Origin of the sequence: Pseudomonas brassicacearum, assembly GCF_918698105.1 — a bacterium.
Classification (GTDB): Bacteria; Pseudomonadota; Gammaproteobacteria; order Pseudomonadales; family Pseudomonadaceae; genus Aquipseudomonas; species Aquipseudomonas brassicacearum_F.
Genome location: NZ_CAKKMI010000012.1, coordinates 66938 through 91383, shown reverse-complemented (window position 1 = coordinate 91383; position 24446 = coordinate 66938). Strand labels below are relative to the sequence as shown.

Sequence of the window (24446 nt, the reverse complement as noted above, 5' to 3'; positions counted from 1 at the left end):
ATCGCGCGATGAAAGTCGAAGTCGTTCGTACTCACCTGTCGCTGTCCGTGAGCGACCCTGAAGTGTCGGCGCGTTGGTACGCCGACGTGCTGGGCATGCATGAAAGCGCCCGGGGTGAAAGCTGGATCATGATGGCCTTCGGTGCCAAGCACCACGACATCGCGTTGCTGCGCGCGGCACCCGGGGCCCACCAGGGCGGCCTGGGGCTGCAGCACTACGGGCTGGAGATTGCGGGCGACATGACCACCCTGCGCAAGCTCTACGGCATGTTGCTGAAGAAGGGCGTCGAGGTGGTGAAGATCACTGACCACGAGATCGGTAACGGCGTGTATTTCAACGACCCCGACGGCAATCGCCTGGAATTCTTCCTCGAGTCCGAACATGACGACGAGCGAGGCAAGGCCCGCTTCAAGGCCGCTGGAGCCCCCAGCCGGCATTTCGATCTCGACCCACTTTGAAAGAGAGTGCTCTTATGAAAACCGCCAATTTCGCCAGTTATCACATCCGCAAATGGTACACCTTCGTCGAGGAAACCCTGGCCAACGAAACGGGCCAGTTGGCCGATGGTGAGCCGCTGTTCAAGTACGCCATTGGCGCTGTGATCGCCAACCCCTATGCCGGCCGTTTCAGTGAAAGCCTGGCCGAGTTGATTGAGCCATCACCCTTGCTGGGTCAGGAGTTTGGTCGGCGCATCCGGGTACTGGCGGGCCAGCACAAGATCGTCAGCTATGGCAAGGCGTGCCTGGTGGGCAGCCAGGGCGAGTACGAACATGGCAATGCATTGTTGACCAACCCGGCGGCGGATCCGATCCGCGTCGCGTTGGGCGGCGGCAAGTCCTGGGTGCCTTCCACCGGCAAGCGTGGCGGGCCCGGTGTGACCATCGATGTGCCGCTGGCCCACAAGGACGCGCTGTATGTCCGCTCGCACTACGACAGCATTTCGCTGTCGTTCGGTGACGGTCCGGCGGCCGACGAATTGATCATCATCTGGGCCTTCGCCACGCGTGGGCGCTTGCATGCGCGCCTGGGTGGCCTTGAGGCTGCCAACGTCAAGGGCAATGACGGCCTGTATTGAGGTACGGATCGTGGGAAGCGAACGAATGTCTGCAAACAGCCAGTTCTTCACCAATCGATCGGGGCTGCGCCTGCATTATCTGTCCTGGGGCAACCCGTCAGGCATTGCGGTGGTGCTGCTGCACGGGTTGCGCTCTTATGCCCAGACCTGGGATGGCCTGGTCAATGCATTGGGCGAGCGGTACTGCTGCTATGCCCTTGACCAGCGTGGTCGTGGCCACAGTGACTGGGCAGATGCCTCCACTTACCGGACCGAGGCCTATGTCAACGATCTTGAAGATCTGGTGGCGCATTTGGCGCTGCAGCGTTTCGTCCTGGTGGGGCATTCCCTCGGTGGCACCAATGCACTGGAGTATGCGCGGCTCAATCCGGGACGACTGCAAGCGTTGGTGATCGAGGACATCGGCCCTGGTTCTTCGGTCAGCGGTGACGGCGCCGAGCGGATTCGGCGCGAGATGAGCCAGACACCGCTGTTGTTTCCTGACTGGGAGAGCGCCGCCCAGTTCTGGTTGCAAGCGCGACCTGGCTTGTCGCCGGAGGGGCTGGCTTCCAGGTTGATGTATTCCATGAAGGAAACGCTGGCTGGAATCGAATGGCGTCACGACCAGCAGGGTATTGCCCAGGCGCGGCTGAGTATTACCCCCACTGACTTGTGGCCGGCGGTACGGGCGCTGGATTGCCCGACGCTGTTCATTCGTGGCGCCCGTTCCGATTTCCTGCCCTTGGCGACCCTTGAGTCGATCAAGCAGGCCAATAAGTGGGTGCGCACCGAGGAAATCGCCGACGCCAGCCATTATGTGCATGATGACCAGAGCGAAATGTTCAACCTTGTCGTCATGGACTATTTGTATGACCAGTGCCTACAACCACAACAACAAAGCGGTGAATAGCGATGAAGCAGGAGAAAACCCAGGTTGTCATCGTGGGCGGCGGCCCGAACGGGATCACGGCCGCTCATTACATGGGGCTGTACGGCATCGACTGCATCGTCCTTGAATTGGCTGACGGCGTCCTGCCGTATCCCCGCGCGGTGGGCATGGATGACGAGGCCCTGCGTGTGTTGCAGGGCATCGGCATCGCCGAACTGGCCGCGCGCGACATGATCAGCAACGTGCCCCTGCGTTACTACAATGCGCGAGGCGTCTGTTTTGCCGAGGTCAAGCCGAGCACGGCCCACTATGGCTGGCCGATGCGCAACATCTTCATGCAACAGTTGCTGGAAACGACATTGCGCGAGCAGCTGGGCAAGCACGCCAGTGTCGAGTTGCGCCAGGGCCATGAAATGCTCGATCTGGAGCAGGATGCCGAGGGCGTGACCTTGCAGGTGCGCGATGCCCGGGGCGAGCTCTATCAGTTGCAGGCGCAGTACGTGATCGGCGCCGATGGCGGACGTTCCAGCGTGCGCAAGAAACTCGGCATCGAACTGCTGGGATTGACCCATCCACGCAAATGGGTGGTGATCGACACCGCCAACGATTCCCTGGATGCGCCGTATACGGCCCTGCATGCCGACCCTCAGCGACCCTTCGTCTGCATCTACCTGCCGTATCAGCAGCGACGCTGGGAGTTCATGCTCCTGGAGGGTGAAGACGAGGCCCGGATGTGCGAAGAGGCGACGATCCGGGATTTGATCCGTGGGCATATCGGCGATGCGGTCGATCAACTGGAAATCATCCGGATCCGTGCCTACACCCATAACTCCCGGGTCGCGGCGCGCTTTGTCCAGGGGCGCGTGGCGTTGGTAGGGGACGCGGCGCATATTTCCCCGCCCTGGGCCGGGCAGGGGCTCAATTCGGGTTTGCGTGATGTCGCCAACGTTTCCTGGAAGCTCGCCGCGATTCTTCAAGGGCGGGCGTCACCGGCGATTCTTGCCAGTTACGACCAGGAACGCCGTGGGCATGCGACCGATCTCATCGCGTTGGCCGACAACATGGGCGCCGTGCTGGGGCTGACCAACCCGTTGATGGCCGGTGTGCGGGACTGGTTGTTCCAGGCCGTCAACAGCGTCGACAACCTTCGCTCGCACTTGCTGGAATTCAAGTTCAAACCCAAGGCGACCATCACCAAAGGCCTGGTGTATCACGAGCGCGCCGAGTTGCATGAGGATGATCTGGTCGGGCAGTTGTTCATCCAACCGACCATCGAAGATGCCCAGGGCCAGCGCCGACGCCTGGACGACGTGCTGGGGCATTCCTATGCGGTGCTGGGGTATCGGGTCAACCCGAGCGAACAGCTCAGCGAGCAAACCGCCGCCTGGTGGGCGCGCTGGGAAACGCGCTTCATCCAGATCAATCGCTCGCGCAGTGGCGTGGGGCGAAACCAACCCTTGTCCGCCAACGGCGCCATTTGCGTCGAGGACGTCGATAACCGCTTGGGCGAATGGTTTGCCAAGGTGCGTGACTGCGTTGTGGTGGTGCGGCCGGATCGGTTCGTTGCCGCGATCACCACACCTGAGCGGCTCGAAGGCGTGTTGCGCAAACTGGCGGAGCAACTCTCATGAGACGCGAAGATGATTTCCTGGTCCGGCTTCAGGATGCCGTGCAGGCTGTACACGCCTTGCCTTCGTTGGAGCCACAAGCCGTCGCCTTGCAGGAGGGCTACACCTTGCAGCGCGAGGCATTGCGTCGGCGCCAGGCCGCTGGTGAGCGGTTGACCGGGTGGAAAGTGGCCTTCGCCGGCCGAGCCGCCCAGGACCGTTTCGGTATTGATGAACCGGTGTTGGGCGCGCTGACCGATGCCATGGTGGTAGAACCCGGCAGCACAGTGCCCCTGGCACGGCTGATCCAGCCCAAGCTGGAAATCGAGCTGGCGTTTGTCCTGGGGCGCACGCTGGTGCCAGGTTTCTACAGCGACGAGGACATCCTCGCCGCCGTCTCCGAGGTCGCGCCGGCATTCGAAATTGCCGATTGTCGCTGGCAGGACTGGCGTTTCGGCGTCGGGGCGTTTCTTGCCGACAATGCCGCTGCGGGGCTGTATTGCCTCGGGGCCAGGGTGGGGTTCGATCCGGATCGACTGCCCGAAGTGAACTATCGCCTGGCGCATGACGGCGTGTCCTGTGGTGAAGGTAACGTCCTGGCGCGCGAGGACACCCCCCTGGCGAATCTGTGTTGGCTGGTCCGGCGGTTGCTGGCCGACGAGCAGCGGGTTGAAGCGGGGCAGGTGGTGCTGTCCGGGGCGTTGTTGGCGCCGATGGACGTCAGGGCCGGCGAATATCGTTTGCACATGCTTGGCACGGAACTGGCTTTGGTTTTCCGGTAGGTGCTGCCGAAGGCTGCGATCTTTTGATCTTTTGATCTTATTTCTTTCGCTTGGGATTCAAGTGTCTGGGGAAAGATCGCAGCCTCGTTGCACTCGACAGCTCCTACGCAAGCTCCTACACAGCTCCTACGCAGCACCAGGTAACAAGCACGCGTCACCGAGGAACAATGATCATGTTCGCCGAAGTCCGTACCTTCAATGATCCTCAGCAACACGCCGGTTCGATCCTGGGCTGGCAACAGGTCTATGACCAACTCGGGCGTGGCTGCCTTTCCAGCGAGCTGCGGCAGGTGTGCGCCGATCGTTTCCAGATCTTCCAGGAGGTGCTGGATAAGCGTGTGGTGCAGCGCGGTTGCGCGCCAAAAGGGCGCTTGTGCATTGCCATGTCGCTGGGCGGTGCGCCGGTGGTCCAGGGGCACCAGGTGGGCGCCCACAGTGTCGTGCTGTTGCGCGATGGCGAGGACTTCGTCTTGCACGCCCCGGAAGGCACGCACTTCTTTGCGGCCAATGTCGACACGGTGCGGTTCGCCAAGCTGGCGGCCTACGAACTGTCGAGCGAACAGCTCAAACGCCTGCAAAGCGTGTCCCAGGTCAGCGTGGACGAGGCGGTGCTGCGCCGCGTGCAGCAAGGGATCCACCCACTGTTTCGTCACCTTTTGGAACAGGCGGACGCGGTCAATCCGGCCTCGGAAAAAATCCTCGAGGACGTGCTGCTCAACGCCTTTCTCGACCTGTTCAGTCACGCCACGGACGAGGTGCGTGGCCGGCGCGGCAATTTTGCCGTCAGTGCCTATCTGGTCAAGCGTTGCCAAGAGCTGGTCGTCACCAGCGCAGAGGCGCCCTTGAGCATTCTCGACTTGTGCGAACAATTGCGGGTGAGCCGCAGGACCCTGCAGAACAGTTTCCAGGCGGTCACCGGGATGCGTCCGGTGGAGTACCTGCGCAACCTGCGGCTCAATGCCGTGCGCCGGCGTTTGATCACGACCCGTGCGGCGGCACTCAACGTCAGTGAAATCGCCGTGGCGATGGGGTTTTTCCACCTGAGCCATTTTGCGGCCCACTACCGGGCGCTGTTTGGCGAGTCACCCTCCGATACACCCAGGGCGCCAGCTTGATGGGCTGCCGCCTGCGGTGTTACCCAATGATCCCCCTGCACCCATAAAAGGCGGCCGATGAGCTGTTTGGTAGCACACCTGTGCGGCTGATGGGTTAAAGCTGGCAGTCGTTTTCCTCGGCAAATTCCTCCAAATCAATCGCTTGCACGATTATTCGTGAGCTTGGCACGCATTCTGCTTTTATGAATCCATGGATAATTGGATACAAAAATGCAGAAGGTGCTGCCATGCAATTTGTTCCCACATACGCTGAACGCCCGCCGATAACGGCCGAGGAGGAGGCCTACAACTTCCTGCTCGATGCCATTTGTGGCGGTCGGTTACGCAAGGGCGACCGGCTGATTGCCGAGGACATCGCCAACGAAATCGGCATGAGCCGGATGCCGGTGCGCGAAGCCTTTCGCCGTCTGGATGCCCAGGGCCTGGTGACCCTGCGACCCAATCGCGGGGCGATTGTCAGCGGCCTGGACATCGATGAGTTGCATGAAGTCTTCGAGATGCGCAGCGCCCTGGAAGGCCTGGCGGTGCGTGTCGCGACAGCACGAATTGGCGAACGCCAGTTGGCCGCCTTGGAGCGACTGCTGGACGAAATGGACGATTACCGCGAGGAAAGCGCCGAGTGGGTCAGCCGCCATCGCGCGTTCCATGAATACCTGTGCAGCCTCAGCGGTCGTCCGCGATTGCTCAAGCAGATCAGCGCGCTCTATTCCCTGATCGAAGCGCCCATGCGTCTTTGGTTGCAGCATGTGGAAAAGCCCCTGAGTGCGCGCCAGGAACACATGCTGATCCTCGACGCCCTGCGCGCGGGCGATGCCGATAAGGCCGAGGCGGTGGTGCGTGCACACATCGAAGGCACCGTTCCTGAATTGATCGAGTTCCTGCAATCGAAAAAATAACGAGAGCAGGACACCAGATCCTGCCCGTGTTTTGACTTTGAGTACTGCCCGTTACTTACTGAACTGGAGTGTCTGGTCATGCATAAGCCTCGCCTGTTGGTTGCCGCTTTATCCTTGGGTTTCTGTGCGCAGTGGGCGGTTGCCGCGCCCGTTGTTCCGGAGCGTTTGCTCAAGGTCGATAAACTCGTCTACTGCTCGGGCATGGATTCGCCGCCGCTGGTGTCTTTTGATGAGGCGCAGAAACCCAAGGGATTGACCGTGGACCTGGGGCTGGAGATCGCCAAGCGCCTGGGCGACAAGAAGGTGGAGTGGCGGGTCATTCCCTTTTCCGGATTGCTCCCCGCCTTGCTGGCGCGACAGTGCGACATGATCGTCGACCAGCTGTTTGACAAGCCCGAGCGCCGCGAGGTGATCGACATCGTCAACTACATGTATTCCAGCCAGGCGGTGGTGGTGCCCAAGGGCAATCCAAAGGGCCTCAAGACGCTGGCGGATCTCTCCGCAGGCAAAGTCGCGGTACTTAACGGTTCCACCATCAAGACCCTGCTCGACGCCGAGAACGAAACCTTGGCCAAGGCCGGCAAGCCGCCGATGAAGCTGGTGGTCTACAACTCCGACACCGATGCCTTCCAGGCCCTGCGCATCAGCCAGGTCGACGCCTACGGCACCACCGTGGAAACTGCCGGTTACTACGCCGCCATGGCCCCCGATCTGTTCGAGGAAGGCGTGCCAGCCTTCAGCCGGATTCTCACTGGCCTGGGTATTCGCAAGGACGATCCGCAACTGACCGCCGCCGTGCAGCAGGTCATCGGCGATATGCGCAGCGATGGCAGCTACAGCCAACTGCTTGGCAAATGGCATGTCGCCAGTGACACGCTTGATTGAGGTGAACCACCGATGAATTTCAATTGGGATGTGTTCTGGCAGTACCTGTTGCAGCCCAGTGGGGTGTACCTCACGGGGCTCTGGCTGACCTGCCTGATCAGTGTGCTGGCGATGCTGCTGGGCTGTGCCCTCGGGCTGGCCGCCGCGCTGTTGCGGTTGTCGAAGAACCCGTTGCTGCATTTGCCAGTGCGCTTTTACGTGTGGCTGATGCGCGGCACGCCGTTGCTGGTGCAGATCGTCTTTCTCTACACCGCGCTGGCCGCCGGCGGGATTTTCCGCTTCGAAGACATCGACCTCTTTGGGCTGGTGATCCCCGGCAATATCCAGGCGGCGATCATTGCCTTGGGTCTCAACGAGGGGGCCTACATGGCCGAGATCATCCGCGCCGGCATCGGTGCGGTGGACAAGGGCCAATACGAGGCCGGGCGCTCGCTGGGCATGACCTTCGCCAAACTGATGCGCCGCATTGTCCTGCCCCAGGCGTTCCGGGTCATCGTGCCGCCGCTGGGCAACGAGTTCAACGTGATGCTCAAGAACACCACGCTGGTCAGCGTGATCGGTGTACAGGAACTGTTGCTCAGTACCCAGATGGTCACGTCGGCGACGTTCCGGGTGTTCGAACTGTATCTGGTGGTGGCGATCTACTTCCTGTTGCTGACCACGTTGTGGGGCTTTTTCCAGCGCTGGCTGGAGGCCCGTTTCGGTCAGTCGGACCGGCCCTCGTCACCGCCGCCGGCGTCGACGCGGATGTTCGGGCGCAGCACTTTGAACCTGCTGAGGGCACGTTAACCATGGCGCATAAAAGCGAAGAGCTGATTATCGAGGCGCTGGACGTCCACAAGTCCTTCGGCGAGTTGCAGATTCTCAAGGGCATCTCCCTGCAAGTGCGGCGCGGCGAAGTGGTGGTGCTGATCGGCGCTTCGGGCTCCGGCAAGACCACCTTCATCCGCTGCATCAATTTGCTGGAGGACATCCAGGGCGGGCGGATCCGCGTCAACGGCCGGGCCATGGGCTATCGCGAGCGGGCCGATGGCAGCCTGGTGCGTGAGTCGGAGCGCAACATTGCCCGTCAGCGGCGGGACATTGGCATGGTCTTCCAGCGCTTCAACCTGTTTCCTCACATGACGGCCCTGGAGAACATCATCGAGGCGCCGATCCAGGTGCTGGGCGTGACTCGCACCGCCGCGCTGGAGCAGGCCCGCGGCCTCTTGGAGCGGGTCGGCCTGGCGGACAAGGCCGATCACTACCCGTCGATGCTTTCCGGCGGCCAGCAACAGCGGGTGGCGATTGCCCGGGCCCTGGCGATGAAACCCCAGGCCATGCTGTTCGACGAACCCACCAGCGCCCTCGACCCGGAGACGGTCGGCGAGGTGCTGCAAGTGATGAAGGAGCTGGCCGAGGAGGGCATGACCATGGTCGTGGTGACCCATGAAATGGGCTTTGCCCGGGAAGTGGCCGACCGTGTGGTGGTCCTGGACCAGGGCGAGCTCATCGAGCAGGGGCCGCCGGAGCAGATTTTCTGTCACCCCATTCATCCGCGTACCCGGGCCTTTCTCAGTCGCGTGTTATGACCTTTCCCGGCCACTGAATTCCTGTATCGAAGAGCCTTCGCCATGCTGAAATTTTCTGCCCACGAATATCCTTATCCTTCGCAACGCCAGAGCGTTTTCGCCCGTCGGGGCATGGTCGCCGCGTCCCAGCCCCTGGCGGCCCAGGCGGGCATCGAGATCATGCAAAAGGGCGGCAATGCCATCGACGCCGCCATCGCCACGGCCGCTGCGCTGACGGTGGTCGAGCCCACCGGCTGCGGCATCGGCGGCGATGCTTTTGCCTTGGTCTGGTGCAAGGGCCAGTTGCACGGCCTCAACGGCAACGGCCATGCGCCGGCGGCCTTGAGCATCGAGGCGGTCAAGGCCGCCGGCCACGGGCAGATGCCGATCTATGGCTGGACGCCGGTGACCGTCCCTGGCTGCCCGTCGGCCTGGGCCGAGTTGTCCCGACGCTTTGGCAAGCTGCCCTTTGCCGAGCTGCTGCAACCGGCGATCAGCCTGGCCCGGGACGGCTTTGCACTGTCGCCGGTGGTTGCCCATCAATGGCAGGTCGCGGTGAATGAGTTCACGCCCCATCGGGATGCCGTCCTCGAAGCCTGGTTCGAAACGTTCCTGATCGAAGGCCGGGCGCCACGGGCCGGGGAGGTTTTTCGCAACCCGGCCCAGGCGCGTACCCTCCAGGAATTGGCCGACACCCGCTGCGAGAGCCTGTATCGCGGTGCGTTGGCCGAGCGCCTGGACGCCCATTCCCGGGCCAGTGGCGGCTACCTGCGCGCCTCGGACCTCAAGGATTATCGCGCCCAGTGGGTGGACCCTATCCACGTCAATTACCGAGGCGTGGATGTCTGGGAAATCCCGCCGAGCGGGCAGGGCCTGGTGGCCTTGATGGCGTTGAAGATTCTGGAAGGTTTCGACTTCGATCAGCGTGACAGCCAACAGACCTGGCATCGCCAACTGGAAGCGATGAAGCTGGCCTACAGCGACGGCCTGCACTACATCACCGATCCTGTGCACATGCGCGTGGCGGTGGCTGACCTGCTCAGCGATGACTACAGTGCCCACCGTCGTCGACAGATCGGCGAACAGGCCCAACCGCCCGCGCCCGGCGACCCCCACGCCAGCGGCACGGTGTACCTGGCGACCGCGGATGGGGAGGGCAATATGGTCTCGTTCATCCAGAGCAACTACCACGGGTTCGGCTCCGGCGTGGTGCTGCCCGACAGCGGTATTGCCTTGCAGAATCGAGGGCAGGAATTCAGCCTCGATTCGACCCACGCCAATTGCCTGGCCCCAGGCAAGAAGACCTTCCATACCATCATTCCCGGTTTCCTCACCCGCAATGGCGAGGCCCTCGGTCCCTTCGGCGTGATGGGCGGCTACATGCAGCCCCAAGGGCATGTGCAGATGGTCATGAACCTGGTGGATTTCGGCCTGAACCCGCAAGCGGCGCTGGATGCACCGCGCTGGCAATGGCTGGGGGGAATGAAGGTCGGGATCGAGCACGGCGCCTCACGGGACCTGGCCAATGCCTTGGTTCGACGGGGGCATGAGGTGCAGATCGCCAGCGACCTGACCGACTATGGCCGCGGCCAGATCATCCTGCGCGACCCGGTCAGCGGTGTGCTGTGTGGTGGGACCGAGCCTCGGGCGGATTCGCATATTGCTGTTTGGTGATGAGCGGTTTCACTTATCGGCCACTCCGGAGTGAATCTTGATGACAACCTTGCCCTTCGAGCGTCCTTGTTCGACATAGCGCAGGGCATCGGCTGTCGCCTCGAAGGGGAAGGATCGGTCAAGCACCGGCTTGATGCTGCCGGACTCGACGAGCGTGGTGATCTCACGCAGTTGAGGACCGCTGGCGCGCATGAACACGAAGGTATAACCCACACCTTTTCGGCGGGCCTTGCGGCGTATACCGCTGCTCAACAGGCCCATGATCAGTCTCAGCACCCAGGAAAATCCCTGGGCCTGGGCGAACTGTGGCGTGGGTGGACCGGAGATGGAAATGAGCTGGCCGCCAGGTTTCAGGATCTTCAGCGATTTCTCCAGCTCATCGGCGCCCAGGCTGTTCAACACGACGTCATAGTCCTGCAGAACGTTGGCGAAATCCTGTTGCTTGTAATCGATGACTACGTCCGCGCCCAGGGCTTTGACCCACGCCACATTGCCGGTGCTGGTAGTGGTCGCAACGAAGGCGCCGAGGTGCTTGGCAAGCTGGATGGCGAGGGTGCCGACGCCACCTGAACCAGCCTGGATGAAGACCTTTTGGCCTTGCTTCAGTCGGGCGGTTTCAACCAGTACCTGCCAGGCGGTCAGGGCGACCAGGGGCAGGGCAGCGGCTTCTTCCATGCTGATGTTTGCCGGTTTCATGGCCAGGGCGTTTTCGTTCACTGAAATCTGCTTGGCGAAGGTGCCGATGTGCCCATCCGGGGCGCGGGCATAGACCTCATCGCCCGGCTTGAATTGCTCGACACGGGATCCCACGCGGACCACGACCCCGGCCAAGTCATGACCCAATGCCAAGGGAAATGAGTAGGGCAGGATCAGTTTGAATTCACCTTTGCGGATCTTTGAATCCAGCAGATTGACGCTGGCGGCCTGCACGCGGACCAGAACGTCATGGTCACCCACGTCAGGGGCCGGTAGCTCGCCGATACGGCCACTGTGCTTGCCGTAGCGGTCGATTAAAAATGCCTTCATGGTGCTTTGCTCTCATAAGGGATGCGGCGCAGTGATCGCCCGGCACGGCATCCGGAAACACCGGCGCTGTCCTTCGCGCCAGCGCCCGCTAGGCAATGATCACGCCGGGTCTTGATAGCGTTCGGCAACATGGGACTGCCGGATTTGCCCGAGCAGGCCTTGACGCGCGGCCTGCAAGGCATCCCAGCGTGCCGCTTCATGCAAGGGCGGGATGGTCACCGGCTCGCGACGATCAAAACCGACCAGCGCGGCATCGACGAGGTCAGCGACTTCCATGACTTCATTCAGGGTGTTGATGTCGATGCCCGCGCGTTCCCAGATCTCGGTACGGGTGGCCGCTGGCAGGACAGCTTGAACATAGACGCCTTTCGGGGCGAGTTCCAGGCTGAGTCCCTGGGAGAGAAACAGCACGAACGCCTTGGTCGCCCCGTAGACCGACATACCGAACTCCGGTGCCAGGCCAACGACGGAGCCGATGTTGATGATCGCGCCGTCACCCGCTTTGACCAGGCGTGGGGCGATGGCGCTGGCCAGCCGGACCAGCGCGGTGGTATTGAGCGACACGAGGTGCGCGACGCTGTCGGTCGACTGTTCGATGAAGGTCCCGGATTGGGCGGCGCCGGCGTTATTGACCAGGATGCCGATGTTGGCGTCGTCGCGCAGCCGGGCTTCGACGGTTGTCAGGTCGCCGATCTGGGTCAGGTCGGCCTGGAGAATATCCACGGCAACGTTGTGTTCGCTGCTCAGCTTGGCGGCCAGTGCTTGCAGGCGCGCGCTGTCGCGGGCCACCAGGACGAGAGCGTGCCCACGTTGCGCAAAGCGCTGGGCATAGACAGCGCCAATACCGGTGGAGGCGCCAGTGATGAGAACGGTTTTGCGAGTGTCCATGGGTGATTCTCTTCTTCAAGGATTGATGGGCGAGTCATGTGCAGCGGATTGCGAGTGGCTTGCCATTAGGATGATGGTCGAAATCTAAACTGTCAACGAATTTGATTATGCTCGACATCTATGTATGATGAGGGCCTGATTTTCGAGCTGCACGAGGGAGTGAAAAATGCGGGTGACCAAGGCCCAGGCCCAGGCAAATCGGGAGCACATCGTCGAGACGGCGTCTGTCTTGTTTCGTGAGCGAGGGTTTGATGGCGTGGGTGTGGCGGACCTGATGGCGGCCGCCGGCTTCACCCATGGCGGGTTCTACAAACATTTCGGCTCCAAGGCCGACCTGATGGCCGAAGCGGCAGCCAACAGCCTTGCGCAGTCGGTGACCGACAATGCGGGCATCGACGTGCCTGGTTTCGTCGATCTTTACGTGTCCAGGGGTCACCGCGACGGCCGGGGTGGCGGTTGCACCTTGGCGGCGCTGTGTGGCGACGCCGCCCGTCAATCGCCCGAACTGAAGGCGACGTTTGCCAGCGGCATCGAAAACACGCTGGCCGCGCTCGAAAGCGGGTACGAGGCCGGGCAAGACGCGCCGCAGGAAGCGATCAGGGCCAAAATGCTCGACATGTTGGCGCATGCCGTCGGTGCGATCATGTTGTCACGGGCCTGCCCGGACGATTCCGCGCTGGCCGATGAAATCCTTGAGGTATGCCGCGCCCAGATCATCGCGGCGCTGCCGCCGTCGCCCGTGACGCAGCCTTAGTGATCATTTGTTTCATGAGAACGTGCTCCCGCTGGACTTGTGTAGGAGCTGCCGAAGGCTGCGATCTTTTGATCTTGATCTTTCGCTTTCGATTCAATTGCCAAGGGAAAGATCGCAGCCTCGCTTCGCTCGACAGCTCCTACACAGCGCCTAGAGGAGCTCCCTCGCCAGTCCTATAGCGACGCCCTGACCACCAGGGGGCAATCCACCGGCTGGGCACCCGTTAGTTCGAGGTTCTCGATCAGGTGCCGGGCCGCCTGGCGACCGATCTCGTAGTACGGCAGTTGTACGGTAGTCAGTGGCGGGATGAACAGTTCGGCGATACCGATCATGTTGTCGTAGCCGAGCACCGCGACATCGTCGGGAATTTTCAGGCCGCGCCCCAGCAACAGCTGATAGGCGCAAAAGGCGATGCGGTCGTTGCCGCAGACCAGGATGTCGAATTGCGGACGGCCGTCAACGATATGCCGGTCGAGAATGGCGGCGGTTTCACCGTAGGCGTCGTGATCGGAAAGGTCGTACTGCAGGAGTGCTTCAGGTGCCAGCCCGACGGCCTGGCAGGCGCGTTTCAAGCCTTTCTGGCGCAGGCCCCAGGCAAGACTCTTCCTCGGCAAATTGATACACAGCGGGCGCCGATAGCCTTGGCTCAACGCATGCTGCATGGCTCGATGCTGCCCGGCTTCATCATCCGGCACATAACTGACCAGGTGGCTGTCATCGGCCAGGCAATTGGCGAGCACCAGCGGTTTGCGCTTGAGTCGCTCGGGAATGCTTACCTGGCGCAATCCCATCGCACTGAAGATCAACCCGTCGGGGCGGTGCGACAGCATCAGGTCGATGTTCTGGTCGGTGGGCGGGTTGCTCAACAGGTTGAGGATGAAGACGTTCCAGCCTGCCTGCTGCGCAGTCTGTTCGATGGACAACAGCAACTCGACGGCGAACGGCGTGGTCGCGGTGTCCAGTGCGAATACACCGATGGTGCGCGCCTGCAGGTTGTCGCCGCGCATCCTGCGCGCCGACAGGCTCGGTACGAATTGCAGTTCCTCAATGGCGCGACGTACCCGCTGAAGGGTTTCGGGGCTCAGTTTTTCCGGCGTGTTGAGCGCGCGCGAAACCGTCATCAGGGATACGCCGGCCAGCTGTGCAACGTCTTTCACGGAAGTCATGCGAAGTGCGGCCAGTCAGGTTGACGCAGAATCATGACACAGGCCCTGGCCTTCTCGCGACTCGAATGACGGTACTCACAGCCAGCCCGAGTCCAGCGGCCACGCCTTGGCAATGGCGACGCGCCCGCCAGTCCCGTTCGCCAACAGTTTCACCCCGAGGCTGTCGGGCCGCGGATAGAGGCGGCTGCTGAAGCTGAAGCGGCCGTTTTCCTCGAACACCTCGATGGACGAGCGATCGAGAAACACCCGCAGGTGCAGTTGTGTTTGCGTCGGCTCGATCGACACGCTGCGCTGACCGCTCACTTGCGCACCCGAGCGGCTGCGATCGAGCACCAGGCGTTGCAGTGACGCGTCGTAATAAAGCAGGGTTTGTTCCTGCTGATCGGCACTGCAGCGCAAGGCGATGCCCAGGTGGCCTTCGGTGCAGCCGAGCAGATCCAGATGCACGTGGATTTCCAGCCTGTCGCCCTGCACCTGCGGCACCCAGCAGCTGCCGGACTCGCCCCACGGTGCGACGCTCGGCAACGGTGCCTGGCGCAGCGCGGTCAGTTCCCGTGCCGGAAACACGCCAAGGCGATCGCCCTGCAGTTCAAGCTCGCGGGGCAAGCCGAGCATGCCGCACCAGTGATGGGCCTGGCTCGGCATCGGGCTTTCCCACATGTCCAGCCAGGCCCACACCAGGCGCCGCCCATCGGCGGCCTCCAGCGTTTGCGCGGCATAGAAATCGTGACCGTTATCCAGTTCGATGAACGGTCCGCCGGTGAAGTGCCATTGGTTGTCGAGCCGGCCAATGCGATAGCCGGTCTGGTACTTGTTGAGGCGTTCGTAACCTTCGGGTTGCATGCCCTGGGGGGAGTACAGCAGCACGTCGCGCCCGTCGAGGCGAAACAGGTCCGGGCATTCCCACATGTAGCCATCGCCCTCATTGCCGCTGGACACGTAATCGAGGAATTGCCAGGTGTGCAGGTCGGTGGAGCGGTACAGCGGCAGCAGCGGCTTGTCGCCCAGGCGCGCACCGGCAATCAGGTACCAAAAGCCGTCCTCCTGCCAGACCTTCGGGTCGCGAAAGTGCATGATCGTTTCTTGCGGTGCGTGCTCGATGACGGCGCCATGCTTGACGAACCGGATGCCGTCGTCACTGGTGGCCAGACACTGGACCTGGCGGATAAAGCGTTCGTCACCCACGTCCCCCAGCCAGGTGTGCCCGGTGTAGATCAGCGCCAGGGTGTCGCCACACACCACCGCGCTACCGGAAAAACAGCCGTGGCGGTCGAAGTCATCGCCTGGCGCCAGGGCCAGGGGCAGATGCTGCCAATGGACCAGGTCGGCGCTCTTGGCGTGCCCCCAATACATTGGCCCCCATTTGGCATCGAAAGGGTGGTGCTGGTAGAACACATGATATTCGCCACGGAAAAACACCACGCCGTTAGGGTCGTTCATCCAGCCTGCGACAGGCGCCAGATGATAGTCAGGTCGATAATCGTCGATGACGCGAGACTGACCTTCACTCAGCGCCTGCTGCGCATGTTCAAGGGGGGAGGGCACAGGGGCGTTCATGGCATTCACAGACACGGTCATAGAACGCCTGCTTTTGGCGAGCGCTGCGGGACGTCCTCCGGGAGGACTCCAATAACAGCAGGAGGGCGTCTCAAGGCCGTGCCATCCGCGTCGAACAGATGCACGCTGGCGAACGCCAGTTGCAGTTCAACCCGGTCGCCCACTCGCCATCCAGCGTTGACCTCGCAACGACAGATCAACGGTTCGTCCTCGCCTGATTCCAGGTGCACGTAGGTTTCGCTGCCCAGGTATTCGACCCCGACCACGACGATGCCGACGCTGCCTTGCGCCGCTTTGAGCGACACGTGTTCCGGGCGAATTCCCAGGGTCAGCGGGCTGTTCGCCGCCAGGTGGGTGCTGTCGAAGGGCAGGGGCGTCAGGCCCAATAAAGGGCTGTCGATCTGGCTGGTTTCACCTGGGATGTGCAGGTGCGCCGGCAGAAAGTTCATCTTGGGCGAACCGAGGAAACCGGCGACAAAACGGCTGGCCGGATGCTCATAGAGTTCGCGTGGCGAGCCGACCTGCTCGATGCGGCCGCCATTGAGCACGACAATCTTGTCGGCCAGGGTCATCGCTTCAACCTGGTCGTGGGTCACGTAGATCATGGTCGAGCCCAGGCGCCCATGCAGCCGGGCGATTTCGTTGCGCATCTGCACGCGCAAGGAGGCGTCGAGGTTGGACAGCGGCTCGTCGAACAACAGGATGTCCGGTTCCCGCGCCATGGCCCGGCCCATGGCCACCCGCTGGCGTTGCCCGCCCGACAGTTCCCGTGGCTTGCGTTGCAGCAGTTTGTCCAGCTGCAGGATCTGCGCGGTTTTCAGCACGCGCTCGCGCAGGCTGGTCTTTTCGGTCTTGGCCAGTTTGAGGCCAAAGCTGATGTTGTCGTAGACGCTCATGTGCGGGTACAGCGCATAGGACTGGAACACCATGCCGACGCCACGCTCGCGCGGTTCCAGGTCATTGACCCGGCGTCCGTCGATCAGCAGGTCGCCGTCACAGATCGAATCCAGTCCGGCGATCAGCCGCAGCAAGGTCGACTTTCCGCAGCCCGAAGGGCCGACGAACACCACGAATTCACCCGCCGAGATTTCCAGGCTGACGTCGCGAAGAATGCGTGTGCCGCCCAATTGTTTGTTCACGTTATCCAGCTTCAACTTGATCACGATGCTGTTCCTTTCTTGTCAGTGTTGGGCCTCAACCCTTTAACGCGCCGGCAGTGAGGCCGGAAACGATGCGGCGCTGGAAGACCAGCACCAGAATCACCAATGGCACCGTGACCAGCACCGACGCCGCCATCAATAAGCCCCAAGGCAATTCATGAGGGCTGCCGCCGGAAATCAGCGCGATGGCGACCGGGACCGTGCGTTGCGAGTCGGTCAGGGTGAAGGTCAGGGCGAACAGGAACTCGTTCCAGGCGGCGATGAAGGCCAAAAGCCCCGTGGTGACCAGTGCCGGCCAGAGCAGCGGCAACAGCACGCGGGTCAGCGTGACCCAGGGTGACGCACCGTCCATGATCGCGGCCTCTTCCAGCTCATGAGGCAGTTGGCCCATGAAGGTGGTCAGCACCCAGACGGTGAAGGGCAGGGTGAAAATCGTGTAGCTCAGGATCAACGCCCAGGACGTGTTGTACAGGCCCAGGGCACGGATCACTTCGAACAATCCCGACAGCACCGCGACTTGTGGAAACATCGAAACACCGAGGACCATCATCAACACCACGCCGCGTCCGCGAAACTTCACGCGGCCCAAGGCATAGGCGGCGGTCAGGCTGAGGAACAACGCCAGCGCGACCACGCTCAGCGCAACCACCAGCGAGTTGCCGATGGCCCGCAGGAACGAGGCCTGGCTCAGCACGGCGGCATAGTTGGAGAAGTCGGGTTTGTCGATCCAGTAGCTCACCTGGAACAAGGCGCTGGACGGCTTCAGCGACGTCACGATGGCGTAGTAGAACGGGAAGACCGCATACAGCAGCAAGATCCCGATCAGGCACCAGAACCCGGCGCGCAGCAGGGTTTTTTTCAGCAGGCGCGGGCTCATGAGCGGACCTCCAACTGACGGCGTCCGAGGTACAGGTACGCCATGGCGATAACCGCCACGACCAGGAACAGCAAGGTCGAAGCGGCGCTGCCGTAACCGACGTCCTGGAATTCCACCAGGTGCTGGCGGGCATAGACCGACATGCTCATGGTGCTCGATGAGTTCGAGGTCAACACATAGATGACGTCGAACACCCGCAAGGAGTCGAGGATGCGAAAAATCGCCGCCACCAGCAAGGCCGGCATCAACAGCGGCAGGGTGACCCACCAGAACACTTTCACCGGGTGAATGCCATCGACCCTGGCGGCTTCGTAGCAGTCGCTGGGCAACATCTGCAAAGCCGCCAGCATCAGCAGCGTGACGAAAGGCACGGTCTTCCAGACGTCGACGATGATCACTGCCCACATCGACAGGTCTGCGTCGGCTGTCCAGGCCAGGGGCGCATCGATCAGGCCGAGGCCGAGCATCAGGTGATTGATGATGCCGAACTGGTCGTTGAGCATCCATGACCAGATTTTCGCCGAGACGATGGTCGGGATCGCCCAGGGGATCAGGATCAGCGCCCGCACCAGGGCGCGTCCGCTGAATTGGACGTTCAGCAGCAACGCCACCAGCAGCCCCAGGACGATTTCCAATCCGACTGACACCACGGTGAAATGCAAGGTGTTGCGCACCGCGTTCCACCACTGTGGATCGACCAGAATGCCCGACCAGCCGGCGCTGCTGTGAAACAGATAATTGCTCAAGCCGACAAAGCTTGCATCGCCCGTGTCGGCCAGGCTGGCGTCGGTCAGGCTGAACCAGAAGGTGCGCAGCAGCGGCCAGGCCGCCACCAGCGCCAGGCACAGCAGCATTGGGCTCAGGAACAGCCAGGCGGCGCGAACGCGACGGCGTTGTACGGGCGTTTCCCGGGTGAGCAGGTACTCGTCGTCGGGGGCGAGTGTGGTGGAGACAGACATGGTGATTTCCTTCCTTGTGGCTTACCAGTTCCGGCGTTTGATGCGCGTGAGTTCGCTTTCCAGTTCGGCCAGCGCCTGATCGATCGGCCGTTCGCCCGCCAGCACGCCGTGCACTTGATCGAAGAACGCATTGGAGACCCGTGGATAGCGGTCGGCGGTGATTGAAGCAGGGCGCATGACCCCATCATTGAGGATGCTGCGCAGTTGGCTGTAGTAAGGCATGGCCGCGAGCAACTCGGGATCCTGGTACAGCGACTCGATCACCGGGTTGTAGGCACCCACCAGGGCGCGGTGTTTCTGTTGCTGGGCGCTGCTCAGATAACTCACCAGTTCGGCGGCGAGCTTGGGGTTGGCGCTGTAGCGCGACACCGCCAGGCCCCAGCCACCGAGAGTGGACGCATGGGTGCCCGTCGCGCCGCCGCGGGGCAGGGGAGCGACGCCGACCTTGTCCTTCACGACGCTGTCCTGGCTTTGCACCAGGGCCCAGACATAAGGCCAGTTACGCATGAACAACGCATTGCCCGATTGGAAGACGCCGCGTCCTTCTTCCTCGGTGTAATTGAGCACGCCACGCGGGGCGATGTCGCCCACCCAGCTTTTGGCCAGGGTCAATGCGGCCCTCGAGGCCTGGCTGTTGACCACGATGTCGCCTTGCGGATTGACCAGCCCGCCTTGCGGCTGACTGCTGATCCACTCCAGTGCGTTACACGTCAGGCCTTCGTAGGCGCGCCCTTGGAATACATAGCCCCAGGCATTGGCGTTCCCGGCATCACGCTCGGCCTGCTGGACAGCCCTGGCAGTCGTGGTCATTTCTTCCCAGGTCTGGGGCACGGGCTTGTTGTATTTCTCGAGCAGGTCCTTGCGGTAATACAGCAGCCCCGAGTCGGTGAACCACGGCATGGTCACCAGGCGCCCATTCACCGTGGCGTTGTCCACCTGGGCCTGGAAGTAACCCTGGGTCGCGTTGGCAGGAAGCACCTCGCGCAGGTCCATCAAGTGCTTGGCAAGCATCCCCGGCCACACCATGTCGATCTGGATGATGTCGATGTCGCTGGATTGCGCACTGAGGATCTGTTGGTAGAACGACAACCGCTCGGTCGCCGAGTTAGGCGTGGAAACCACTTCAACGCTGTTGCCGGTCTGCTTCGACCACGCCTCGACGGCCTCCTTGCAAAGCTGCAGTTCAGCACCCACGGCACCGCAGGAAATCGTCAGGCTGGCGGCTGTGGAGAGGGACGGAAACCCGACGCACAGGCCGAGCAATGCCGCTGGAAGGAGCGATTTGAGCTGTTTCATAAAGCCCTCTTTATTTTTGTTTTTAGAAAAGTTAACGTTAACATCGCCAAATGTAGCAGTGTATTTGCGATGAGGCATCCTTTTTTTCCTTTGGTTTGACAATTCAGAACCTGGGCGAAAAAGGCCGGTCGCGGCACCAGAACAATAAAAACAAAACAGGGAAAATCCACATGCAGAAAGCATCAAGCTGGCTACTCGCAGGCGTGCTCGGCGCCGCGGCGACCACTTCTCAGGCCGCGACTCTGGAAGAGCGCATGGCCGCGTTCGAGGCCCGTGCCAGCGCAGCGGAAAAACGCGCAGCCGCCGCCGAACAGCAAACCCAGGCACTCGCCAGGGAATTGCAGCAACTCAAACTCGCCACGCCCGCCACACAACCGGTGGCGTCCGCCGCTACGGTCCCCACGCTCGATGCTCGCCTGGCAAAACTCGAAGCCAGCCAGCAAAGCACGGCGAAGCAGGGCAGTGGCGCCCACCTTACCGACGGCTTCAGCTTCAAGGGCTACGCCCGCTCCGGGTTGCTGATCAATGATGGGTTGGGCGGTGGTCGTGGCGGTCCGTACACCACTCCGGCCGGTTCTGTGGGTGGCGCCGTCGGGCGACTCGGTAACGAGGACGACACCTACATGCGCATCGACCTGTCGAAAGAGCAGTACGCGCAGAACGGCACCCACTCCAAGTTCACGGTGTCCATCGCCGATGGCGTGGAGAGCTCCAACGACTGGACCGCCGATGAAAGCAACCTGAACGTGCGCCAGGTGTTTACCGAACTCGATCACCTCGCGGCCTTCAAGGGCAATTCGATGTTCGAAAACTCCACCCTGTGGGCCGGCAAGCGCTTCGACCGGGACAATTTCGACATCCACTGGCTGGACTCTGACGTGGTCTATCTGGCCGGCACCGGTGGCGGCATCTACGATATACAGATGACCAAGGACTGGCGCTCGAACTACTCATTGATCGGTCGCAACTACGGGGATTTCAGCGAGGGTGGCGTCAATGCCGATGTGGAAAGCTACATCCTGACGTCCAACCAGTTTTTCGACGGTGGCCAGTGGCAGTGGATGTTCAACGCCATCGGCTCGAAGAAAAACGATTTTGCTACCCGCACCAACGAGGCGGGGCTGACGCCGGCCGATTCCGGCTTGCACAGCATGGTCGCCAATCACCAGAAAAACTTTTTCGGCCGCGAAGGCTTCTTCAAGACGGCGCTGCTCTATGGGCAGGGGTTGGGGGCTGAGGTCAAGAACGTTGGCTCGGATGGCGAGCTGATTGACGACGCTCGTGCCCTGCGTCTGGCGCTCTACGGCGAGACCCCTATAGCGTCCGGCTGGCGCATCGGCCCGAGCCTGCTGGCCGAGCAAAGCAAGGATCGCTACGTCAAGGGCGACGACTACCGCTGGATGACCCTGAACGTGCGGTTGGCCAATGAAATCAACAGCAATTTCGAGATGGCCTACGAGATGAGCTGGCAAACCATGCAGCTCGATCCCAAGGGCTACCTGCAACGCAATGCGGTCGACGGCAACTTCTGGAAGTTCACGGTCGCCCCGACCTTCAAGCCTGACTTGGGCGATCTGCTCACGCGTCCCGAGCTACGCCTGTTCGCCAGCGTCATGAACTGGTCGTCGGACCTGGACAGGTACAGCTCCACGGATTCCTTCGGCAAGACCGACTTCAACGCCGGCGGCACCTGGCAGTACGGCATCCAGATGGAAACCTGGTTCTGAGGCCGGTCAGTTGACATGGATTTTGTTGACCGGGTACATATCCAGTGCTGCGGTAACGGCTGCTTAGGGTTCCGCCCTGACGGCGGCTCACTTTTTTTCAGACGCCAAAAAAAGTAAGCAAAAAAGGCTTGCCCCACCACTCGGTGCCTCGCCTAGGCTCGGCATGCCCGAACGAAGGCATTGCTCCGTGGGCCCGCCGCGAAGGGCCATCCATGGCCCAGCGCGGCTATCCCGGCATCCATGCCGGGATGCCCACTGCGCAATGCCTGCGTTCGGCCAGCGTGGTTAACGGGGCCTCCAGATCAAAAGCAAAAGCGAGGCGGCCTGACAGCCGACCTATCTCTCCTGCCGTACCCTGATCCAACTGTGGGAGCGAGCTTGCTCGCGAAAGCGGTGGATCAGTTTGCAATGATGTTGGATGTGCCGACGCCTTCGCGAGCAAGCTCGCTCCCACAGGTATGCGGTTCACTTAAGAACAACGGTGGATTTGTGGCGAGGGAGCTTGCTCCCGCTGGGTCGCGAAGCGGCCCCAATACCTGCCGAATGGGGATATCAGACCCACCGCATCCACCGGTTCACGACTGCTTCGCAGCCGGGCGGGAGCAAGCTCCCTCGCCACAGGTCTGTCGACGGACTTTGTGATTACCCCCGCGCATGCCAGCCCAACTGGCTTGAGATCTGTTGGGTGGCTTGCATCAGTTGCTTGACGTAGTCCTGCTTCAATTCTTCTCTGAAGCGAAAGCAGGGAAATGAAACGCTCATCCCGCCGATCACATGGCCGAAACGGTCGCGGATCGGTGCCGCCAGGCAACGCATGTTGTCTTCGAACTCTTCATGGTCCTCGGCATAGCCTTGCTGGCGGACGGTCTCCAGTTCCTGCAAATACGCTTCGGCACTGGTCAAGGTATTGGCCGTGCGACGCTCGAAGCTTTCCTGCGCCAAGTGCGCCAGCAACTCCTCTTCTTCAAGCCAGGCCATCAACACCTTGCCGATGCCGGTGCAGTACAACGGCGCCCGCCGGCCGATCCGCGAGTACATGCGCAGGTTGTACTTGGAGTCGATCTTGTGCACGTAGACGATGCTGCCTTCGTCGAGAATCCCCAGGTGGACGGTCTCGCCGGTCAGCTCGTTGATCCGCCGCATGCCCGGTTCCGCTTCCCGGACGATGTCCAGGTGGGGCAGGGCCTGGGCCCCCAGTTCAAACAGCCGGACGCTGAGGCGATAGCGATCCTCGGCGTCCTGCACCACATACCCACGCGCCTTGAGCGACTGCAAGAAGCGATAGACCGTGGCCTTGGACATGTCCAGCTTGTTGGCGATTTCCGAGACGCCGCTTTCTTCCGGATGCTCGGCCAGTGCCTCAAGCACGGCCATGGTCCGGCCCACCGCCGACACCAGATCGTTGTTTGGAATGACGCTGTTGTCCATGAAGGCTCCAACGTGAAAGTAAAACCCAAGGATATACGCAAGCAGAACAAAACGCTGTTTCATTTTTGCTTGACGAGGCGGCAAATCTGACTAGACTCGGGCCTTGAGATAAAAATGAAACGCCGTTTTAAAAACAAGAAAGGCGCGTTGATTATGGATTTGACGCTTAACCATGGCCCAGAGACCCGCTTCGCCCGCCCGCTGAAGGTGGCGTTGGTGGGGGAATGCATGATCGAGATGCGCGGTGAGCCGGGTGCCGCGATCACGCAGACCTTCGGTGGCGATACGCTCAACACCGCGGTCTACCTGGCCCGATTGAATTTGCCTGGCGCAGTGGCCGTGGACTACATCACGGCCGTGGGCAGCGATGCGTTCAGCGTTGCCATGCGCCGGTCCTGGCGGGACGAAGGGATTGGTGATGCCCATGTCCGCGTAATCGAAGACGCGCTGCCGGGGCTGTATTTCATCCAGACCGATCCCCACGGCGAGCGGCGTTTCCTCTACTGGCGTGGGGAAGCGGCGGCGCGGCGCATGTTCGAGGGCTCCGAGGCAGCGGTCATGCTCGATGCGCTGGCCGATTACGACTACGTCTACCTGAGCGGCATCAGCCTGGCGATCCTCACGCCAGAAGGGCGCCAACGCCTGATCCAGGCCTTGCACCTGGCGCGCCGGGCGGGCACGCGCATCGTCTTCGACAACAACTACCGCCCCCATCTCTGGCCCGATCCTGAAACGGCCCGGCAGGCCTACCGCGACCTGTTGCAACTGACCGACCTGGCCCTGGTCACCTGGGAAGATGACGCAGCCCTGTTCGGCTATCGCGACACCCAGGCCTTGTTCAATGCCTACACCCAGGCGGGCATCCGCGAAGTGGCCCTCAAGCGCGGCGCCGCCAGCTGCTTGATCCAGTGCCCGACAGGGCGTTTCGAAGTACCCGCGCAAACCGTCGCCCATGTCATCGACACCACCGCTGCCGGTGATTCGTTCAACGCCGCCTACCTGGCCTGCCGCCTGCGTGGCGGCGATCCAGAGCAAGCCGCCCGCTGGGGCCATCGCCTGGCTGCCCAGGTCGTCCAATACCGGGGTGCGCTGATTCCCCAAGCGGCGATGCCGAACATGGGCACGTCCTCACTCCCTTCTGTTGCACAGGTCTGAC

Annotated in this window: 23 protein-coding genes; 14 read left to right on the top strand and 9 right to left on the bottom strand. The window is 61.8% G+C overall.

What is annotated here, in order from left to right:
- Nucleotides 1-8: 8 nt before the first annotated feature.
- From LQ215_RS07340 to LQ215_RS07290, 11 genes are all read left to right on the top strand, one after another.
- Nucleotides 9-458, top strand: coding sequence for a VOC family protein (locus tag LQ215_RS07340; RefSeq protein ID WP_230148434.1), 450 nt, complete (start codon nucleotides 9-11; stop codon nucleotides 456-458).
- 14 nt (nucleotides 459-472) lie between these two features.
- A complete protein-coding gene (locus tag LQ215_RS07335; protein WP_230148432.1) occupies nucleotides 473-1075 on the top strand; it encodes an amino acid synthesis family protein in 603 nt (200 codons plus the stop codon).
- 25 nt (nucleotides 1076-1100) lie between these two features.
- Nucleotides 1101-1964 (top strand): alpha/beta fold hydrolase, encoded by an 864-nt coding sequence (locus LQ215_RS07330; RefSeq protein WP_230148425.1) that lies wholly within the window; start codon nucleotides 1101-1103, stop codon nucleotides 1962-1964.
- Nucleotides 1965-1966: 2 nt separating this feature from the next.
- Nucleotides 1967-3574, top strand: a complete 1608-nt coding sequence (locus tag LQ215_RS07325) for a bifunctional 3-(3-hydroxy-phenyl)propionate/3-hydroxycinnamic acid hydroxylase (RefSeq protein WP_230148423.1) — start codon at nucleotides 1967-1969, stop codon at nucleotides 3572-3574.
- Nucleotides 3571-4332 carry a 2-keto-4-pentenoate hydratase gene (locus tag LQ215_RS07320; protein ID WP_230148415.1) on the top strand — a complete coding sequence of 254 codons (762 nt, stop codon included), beginning with the start codon at nucleotides 3571-3573 and terminating at the stop codon, nucleotides 4330-4332. The genes LQ215_RS07325 and LQ215_RS07320 overlap by 4 nt, the downstream gene beginning before the upstream one ends.
- A 173-nt stretch (nucleotides 4333-4505) precedes the next feature.
- A complete protein-coding gene (locus tag LQ215_RS07315) occupies nucleotides 4506-5447 on the top strand; it encodes a helix-turn-helix domain-containing protein (protein WP_230148413.1) in 942 nt (313 codons plus the stop codon).
- Nucleotides 5448-5674: 227 nt separating this feature from the next.
- Nucleotides 5675-6343: a GntR family transcriptional regulator gene (locus LQ215_RS07310; protein ID WP_230148411.1), complete on the top strand. Its 669-nt coding sequence runs from the start codon at nucleotides 5675-5677 to the stop codon at nucleotides 6341-6343.
- A 78-nt stretch (nucleotides 6344-6421) separates the two neighbouring features.
- Complete coding sequence (locus LQ215_RS07305) at nucleotides 6422-7228, top strand: ABC transporter substrate-binding protein (RefSeq protein ID WP_230148409.1); 807 nt, start codon at nucleotides 6422-6424, stop codon at nucleotides 7226-7228.
- Nucleotides 7229-7240: 12 nt separating this feature from the next.
- Nucleotides 7241-8017 carry an amino acid ABC transporter permease gene (locus LQ215_RS07300; RefSeq protein WP_014337982.1) on the top strand — a complete coding sequence of 259 codons (777 nt, stop codon included), beginning with the start codon at nucleotides 7241-7243 and terminating at the stop codon, nucleotides 8015-8017.
- 2 nt (nucleotides 8018-8019) lie between these two features.
- The gene (locus LQ215_RS07295; protein ID WP_003200817.1) at nucleotides 8020-8799 is read left to right on the top strand and encodes an amino acid ABC transporter ATP-binding protein; all 780 of its coding nucleotides are present in this window, start codon (nucleotides 8020-8022) and stop codon (nucleotides 8797-8799) included.
- Nucleotides 8800-8841: 42 nt separating this feature from the next.
- Nucleotides 8842-10452, top strand: coding sequence for a gamma-glutamyltransferase family protein (locus LQ215_RS07290; protein ID WP_230148407.1), 1611 nt, complete (start codon nucleotides 8842-8844; stop codon nucleotides 10450-10452).
- A gap of 9 nt (nucleotides 10453-10461) precedes the next feature.
- Here the strand turns inward: LQ215_RS07290 and LQ215_RS07285 are convergent, their stop codons facing one another.
- Nucleotides 10462-11478 (bottom strand): NADP-dependent oxidoreductase, encoded by a 1017-nt coding sequence (locus tag LQ215_RS07285; protein WP_230148405.1) that lies wholly within the window; start codon nucleotides 11476-11478, stop codon nucleotides 10462-10464.
- Between the two features lie 99 nt (nucleotides 11479-11577).
- Nucleotides 11578-12366 (bottom strand): SDR family NAD(P)-dependent oxidoreductase, encoded by a 789-nt coding sequence (locus LQ215_RS07280; RefSeq protein ID WP_230148403.1) that lies wholly within the window; start codon nucleotides 12364-12366, stop codon nucleotides 11578-11580.
- A 166-nt stretch (nucleotides 12367-12532) separates the two neighbouring features.
- Between LQ215_RS07280 and LQ215_RS07275 the strand changes: the two genes are divergently transcribed.
- Nucleotides 12533-13120: a TetR/AcrR family transcriptional regulator gene (locus LQ215_RS07275; protein ID WP_230148401.1), complete on the top strand. Its 588-nt coding sequence runs from the start codon at nucleotides 12533-12535 to the stop codon at nucleotides 13118-13120.
- A 173-nt stretch (nucleotides 13121-13293) separates the two neighbouring features.
- On the opposite strand, the gene LQ215_RS07270 is transcribed toward LQ215_RS07275, so the two are convergent.
- The 6 genes from LQ215_RS07270 to LQ215_RS07245 form a co-directional block, all read right to left on the bottom strand.
- Nucleotides 13294-14286: a LacI family DNA-binding transcriptional regulator gene (locus LQ215_RS07270; protein ID WP_230148400.1), complete on the bottom strand. Its 993-nt coding sequence runs from the start codon at nucleotides 14284-14286 to the stop codon at nucleotides 13294-13296.
- A gap of 75 nt (nucleotides 14287-14361) precedes the next feature.
- Nucleotides 14362-15864 carry a glycoside hydrolase family 32 protein gene (locus tag LQ215_RS07265; RefSeq protein WP_230148398.1) on the bottom strand — a complete coding sequence of 501 codons (1503 nt, stop codon included), beginning with the start codon at nucleotides 15862-15864 and terminating at the stop codon, nucleotides 14362-14364.
- Complete coding sequence (locus LQ215_RS07260) at nucleotides 15861-17006, bottom strand: ABC transporter ATP-binding protein (protein ID WP_230148396.1); 1146 nt, start codon at nucleotides 17004-17006, stop codon at nucleotides 15861-15863. Before LQ215_RS07260 ends, LQ215_RS07265 begins: the two co-directional genes overlap by 4 nt.
- A gap of 31 nt (nucleotides 17007-17037) precedes the next feature.
- Nucleotides 17038-17880, bottom strand: a complete 843-nt coding sequence (locus LQ215_RS07255; RefSeq protein ID WP_230148394.1) for a carbohydrate ABC transporter permease — start codon at nucleotides 17878-17880, stop codon at nucleotides 17038-17040.
- Nucleotides 17877-18839, bottom strand: coding sequence for a carbohydrate ABC transporter permease (locus tag LQ215_RS07250; RefSeq protein ID WP_230148392.1), 963 nt, complete (start codon nucleotides 18837-18839; stop codon nucleotides 17877-17879). The genes LQ215_RS07255 and LQ215_RS07250 overlap by 4 nt, the downstream gene beginning before the upstream one ends.
- Nucleotides 18840-18860: 21 nt before the next feature.
- Complete coding sequence (locus LQ215_RS07245; RefSeq protein ID WP_230148390.1) at nucleotides 18861-20135, bottom strand: ABC transporter substrate-binding protein; 1275 nt, start codon at nucleotides 20133-20135, stop codon at nucleotides 18861-18863.
- 170 nt (nucleotides 20136-20305) lie between these two features.
- Between LQ215_RS07245 and LQ215_RS07240 the strand changes: the two genes are divergently transcribed.
- A complete protein-coding gene (locus LQ215_RS07240) occupies nucleotides 20306-21862 on the top strand; it encodes a carbohydrate porin (RefSeq protein WP_230148388.1) in 1557 nt (518 codons plus the stop codon).
- 642 nt (nucleotides 21863-22504) lie between these two features.
- Here LQ215_RS07240 and kdgR read toward each other — a convergent pair.
- Nucleotides 22505-23290 (bottom strand): DNA-binding transcriptional regulator KdgR, encoded by a 786-nt coding sequence (gene kdgR, locus LQ215_RS07235; protein ID WP_095962353.1) that lies wholly within the window; start codon nucleotides 23288-23290, stop codon nucleotides 22505-22507.
- A 153-nt stretch (nucleotides 23291-23443) separates the two neighbouring features.
- Between kdgR and LQ215_RS07230 the strand changes: the two genes are divergently transcribed.
- Nucleotides 23444-24445: a sugar kinase gene (locus tag LQ215_RS07230; RefSeq protein WP_230148449.1), complete on the top strand. Its 1002-nt coding sequence runs from the start codon at nucleotides 23444-23446 to the stop codon at nucleotides 24443-24445.
- Nucleotide 24446 lies beyond the last annotated feature (1 nt).